The sequence below is a fragment of the Sphingobium sp. FW306-1B-F04DB genome, assembly GCF_058781925.1.
The window spans coordinates 1-4195 of record NZ_JBYSXE010000097.1 but is presented as its reverse complement, the minus strand read 5'-3'; the positions used below and the strand labels follow the sequence as shown (position 1 = coordinate 4195).

The following is a 4195-nucleotide window of genomic DNA, read 5'->3' as shown; positions in this document are numbered from 1 at the left end:
CGCACGCTGCTCATTCACGGTGCCCGAGCTGCCTTGCCGTCGCTGGCACAGAGCGACACGCCGCTCGGACACTGGCTAAAGGCGATGATCGAGCGAGGCGTACACCGCAATGCCGTAGTGGTGGCGCTTGCCAACAAGCTGCCCCGGATCGCCTGGGCCGCCTTGCGCAAGGAAGCGTCATTCGAGCGCAGCTACTCGGTCGCAGCATAGGCGGATGGGCCGCGCGCGCTCACGCGCGTAGCCCACGAGGTTTGCAGGAAGGATCGTGAAGATGGCCTGAACAGTCGATCGGCGTTTGGAAAGCCCGGTGAATGAATTGGCACTCGATGCCGTCGCCGTTATGGGGCTCCAGACGCGCGGATGTCCATCTTGGCCATGGGCTCGCCCATGAGACCGTATACGTTGACGCAGACTGATCAGAACACCGTAAAATCCCTCTTGCAAACGGGGCGGGCCATACGTTCGTTCAGGTGTCCGGACACGGCAACCCTCAACAGCAAAAACAGCCCGCGCTTCCATTTATTTACTATTCTGGGAATATCCTGACGAACGACTAGGCACTTGGATCACGCGAGGGTGCCCCGCGTTCGATTTTCTGCTCTAGTCACTTCAAATCGTTGAAGCGAATTTCCAGTTCGATACGGGCAATCTGACCGTTCAGCCACTTCGTGGTCTGGTGTTCCTGCAGTCGATGCTTGGGGCGATGGCCGATAGCTTCGAGCAGTCCTTCAAGCGAGATCAGCCGATCCTTGTAGCCGTTCAGAACCCCGAATTTGATGCTGGCGATATCGGGGCCGCACAGGATCCAGCCGCCTTCTCGCGAGAGGGCGTGGATCCAAAGATCGCGCTCCCCATCATCGAGCATAGCGAGACCGGCATGCCTTGCCTGGGCGTCGAACCGCTCTTCGACGCTGATCTGGTGAATCTGGACTTGATCGCGAAACTGCTCAGGAGGGATGATTGTCCGGTGCTGGTAGCCCGTGGTCGCCTCGCGCTCGACCTCTTCGACCGTTTCAAGTGTGTAACGCGCCGCTAATGCATTCCAGGCACCCGCGGCGACGCAAGCGGATATCGCGCAATTGTCGAGCAGGACAGGATCTGAGGGAACGGCCACGCACTGTCTCGCTCTTCAGACGGTCACCGGTGCGGCAATTTCGTGTGCGGAGAAAAGCGAGCGAAGCGCATGACGCGGAACCTCGATCAGCTTCGCCAGGCGGCCTACGGAAATATCGCCCCTGTCGATCGCGTTTGCCATGACGCTCAAATAGACCTTCGAGAAGGCAGGCGGCGTATCGCGCAAGTACTCTGCCGAAGGCGCCTCAACCTCGAGCATTTCGCTTGCCTTGCAAAGGAGCTTGAGGCCGACCAGCCGCCAATGAAGCGCGCTCACAGACACGCGGAAGAAATCGGCGACCTTGCGCATCTGGCTCGCGCGTTCGGAATTCCCGAGCCTGCGCCAGTCACCGAACCGGGTGAGCACCCGCTGTGGCATCAGCAGTGCCGAGGCAAAGGCATTCGCCAGCTGTTCGACGCGGCTGCCCCCGCTCTCGCTCACGCCTTCGATCTCGCTTGGGGGCATGGTGTCCCAGGTGAGGAGATGGAAGAATTCATGCGCGAGGTCGAAATTCCGGCGACCGGGATTTTCATTGCGGTTCACCAATACGGCGTCGAGTTCCGGGAGTCGGCAGGCCGCACCCGAGATCCGTTCATCGCCATCGACCATGAGGACGAGGATTCCGAAATCCTGTTCCATGACTTCGGGCAGGCGTATCGCCGGGACATCGCCCATGCTGTAGTCGATGGTCAGTCGCTCGCCTTCCGCCATCGCCAGTTCGAAGCTCGAACGCTCCCAGAGCCGCAGGCTCAATCGCTCGCGCGGGCCAGGACGATCTTCGGGACGGCTGAGCGCCCGGAAAGCTGCCAGCCAGGTACCTGCCTTCTGTCGATAGGTCTCGAGTGCCACCTTGGAGCAATGTGATTGCCGCCAGCAGAACTGACCTTCACCTTCGAGCCGGAACGGATCGGTGAAATAGTCTGGGGTAACCCCGTAGCGCTCGATGAGGGAAGCCATTTCCGCGCCCTTCATCGGGCGCGTGCCATTCTCGATGTTCGAGACGATCTGATGGCTCTTTAGCCCCAGAGTGCGTGCGACATCGCTCTGCGTCAGGTTCTTCCGCTCGCGCAAGGCTGCGAGCCGAAGCCCGATGAGGGGGTTTACCGCTGTTTCCATATCATCCACCTAATCTTGCAGATCCTATTTTGCAAGATTTCGATTGCTGTGGTGTTAACGGCCAGGCTCCCGAAACGATGAGCCTGTCAATCTTCGAATCTCGTAATCGTTGCCGGAGTCAGATCGACGCTGTCAAACCAGTACCTGTGAGTCCGAAGTCTGGCTCGCCAGCCATGCATCTCCCAGTCGCTGACGCTGCCCGCCAATACGCACATCAACGGATGCTGGCTGCGTGCGTCGGGCGATTTGATGATCTTTTTCAGGACCGCCCGGTCATCGCCGCTTAGGTACGCGCGCTCGGTCCCAGGATGGCTGTGCCAGTCGCCTAGATAGGTATCGAGCCGGCCCGACCGCTCATAATGCTCAGCGATCCAGGCATTTTGCCAGTCCGTATCCGGTGCGTACGCCCAACGCGTCCGCAGGGCCTGCTCGCCGCCCGGGATCATCGCCGTGATCACCACTGCGTCACCGGTCTCATACCCAAGGAAAACGCCCCCGCTCTCGAGTGGAAAGTGCTCGTCCGCATCGGCGCAGCAGGAAGCCAGAACCGAATTCCCGATCCAGATTATTGGCTGCATGTGCATCCGGCATGCTTGGGCAATGGATCGGTTCGCCAGAGCGGTGCAATTCGTCTCCCATCTCCATCGACGAGCGCAAGCGTTTCGACGAACGACTGGAGACCCTCGCCAGCGAGTTCGGCTACCACGAGCCTGGCAGCTTCGAGCGACAGTTCCTGCAGATCGATCGAGCTTCCGGTGAATGTGCGTTCCGAACAGGCCAGCGGCTGCTGCAACCCCGCTTCGTCGCCATAGCCCAAAGGCGCCGCGATAGTTCCATCGTGATGGGCATGTTCTAGGCAGTTAGGGCAACCGCTGGCCGGCTTGAACAAGGCGACCACGCCGCCGGAAACAGGCGGTGTTGCCCAGAGCGTGACGAGCGGCAGACCGCGCCTTTCGCAGTGTTCGGCAAGCAGCGATGTCACCCCGAAATTTGCAGTAGCATCGATCACCAGGTCCAGGCCGTCGAGAAAACGGTCGAGTGCGACGGCCTCTGCTCCTTCTGCAGAAACGTCACCGAGCATGTGCGGAAAGACCGTCGGCTGGCACCAGCCATATTCACTGGCAATGAATGCGGCGAGTGCTTCCGCCTTGCGTTTACCCCAAGCGCTCGCGCCGAGCGGCCAGCGGATACTGTTTCCCGGTTCGACCCGGTCATGCTCGAAAAGCCTCAGCTGCCCGCAGCCGTTGCGGGCGAGTTCGAGCGCCAGCGGTGATCCCACCGCGCCGAGTCCGACTATTCCGACTGCCTTCTCGCGCAAATGCCGCACGGCGGGCACCCGCGTGCCGATGTCCTTGGGACCGCCGCGCATGACCGGGATGATGCGCAGAACTCCGTTGTCGACGCGGGCAAACAACCAGCCATCTCCGGTCGTGCCAGCCACAAGCTCGGTCGGATGGATGACGCAGTAGAGCGCCGAGACCATTCCATTGCTCAATTTCGTCCCGCCATGCTTGGCATGAGGAAAGATCCCCCCGGCGGCGAGCAGCTGCTGGAGGTCCGGCAAGTTCGGAAGCGGAGCAATCACCTTGGGAGATCGCGCCCAGGGGATTCGCAAAGTGCTGGCGCTTGCAAACTCGGGTGGCACCATTCCCTCCCAGCTTGCAATTTCCACGCCGGAGGCATCGAGCACCCGGCGAACGATCGCCCTGAAATCGCGCGTGCCCTTCGGCGCTAGGTAGTGGACCTCCAGCATTCCCTGGTCGTGCCCCGTCAGGTCCCAGCCGCTATCGACCAGGATGAACGAGTTCGAGCGAGGCTCGGCGCAGCAATTCCACCAGTATTCGCTGGGCTCGGCCTGTGGATCCTCATCGCCCCTGCCGGTCAGGGCGTATCAAGCGACATCATGAAGTGGTCCGGGGGCGACATGCAAAACTGGTCCCCCCAGGGTTGTTAGGCACTCTCCAA

4 protein-coding genes and 1 pseudogene are annotated in these 4195 nt (G+C 61.0%); 1 reads left to right on the top strand and 4 read right to left on the bottom strand.

Annotation, left to right across the window (positions count from 1 at the left end):
* Positions 1 to 210 (top strand): annotated as a pseudogene (locus AC3WJD_RS21700) (IS110 family transposase); the annotation flags it as partial.
* A 394-nt stretch (positions 211 to 604) separates the two neighbouring features.
* On the opposite strand, the gene AC3WJD_RS21695 reads toward AC3WJD_RS21700, so the two are convergent.
* From AC3WJD_RS21695 to AC3WJD_RS21680, 4 genes are all read right to left on the bottom strand, one after another.
* Positions 605 to 1114 carry a hypothetical protein gene (locus AC3WJD_RS21695; protein WP_492748898.1) on the bottom strand — a complete coding sequence of 170 codons (510 nt, stop codon included), beginning with the start codon at positions 1112 to 1114 and terminating at the stop codon, positions 605 to 607.
* A 15-nt stretch (positions 1115 to 1129) separates the two neighbouring features.
* Positions 1130 to 2230, bottom strand: coding sequence for a helix-turn-helix domain-containing protein (locus AC3WJD_RS21690; protein WP_492748897.1), 1101 nt, complete (start codon positions 2228 to 2230; stop codon positions 1130 to 1132).
* Positions 2231 to 2316: 86 nt separating this feature from the next.
* Entirely contained in the window at positions 2317 to 2814 is a 498-nt protein-coding gene (locus AC3WJD_RS21685) for a Mov34/MPN/PAD-1 family protein (RefSeq protein ID WP_492748895.1), read from the bottom strand.
* Positions 2796 to 3983 (bottom strand): ThiF family adenylyltransferase, encoded by a 1188-nt coding sequence (locus AC3WJD_RS21680; protein ID WP_492748893.1) that lies wholly within the window; start codon positions 3981 to 3983, stop codon positions 2796 to 2798. The genes AC3WJD_RS21685 and AC3WJD_RS21680 overlap by 19 nt, the downstream gene beginning before the upstream one ends.
* Positions 3984 to 4195 lie beyond the last annotated feature (212 nt).

What these genes read in the sequence shown, in the direction of transcription:
- AC3WJD_RS21685 (WP_492748895.1), bottom strand. Translation starts at nt 2,814, where the DNA reads ATGCACATGCAGCCAATAATCTGGATCGGGAATTCGGTTCTGGCTTCC.
- AC3WJD_RS21680 (WP_492748893.1), bottom strand. Translation starts at nt 3,983, where the DNA reads ATGCTGGAGGTCCACTACCTAGCGCCGAAGGGCACGCGCGATTTCAGG.
- AC3WJD_RS21690 (WP_492748897.1), bottom strand. Translation starts at nt 2,230, where the DNA reads ATGGAAACAGCGGTAAACCCCCTCATCGGGCTTCGGCTCGCAGCCTTG.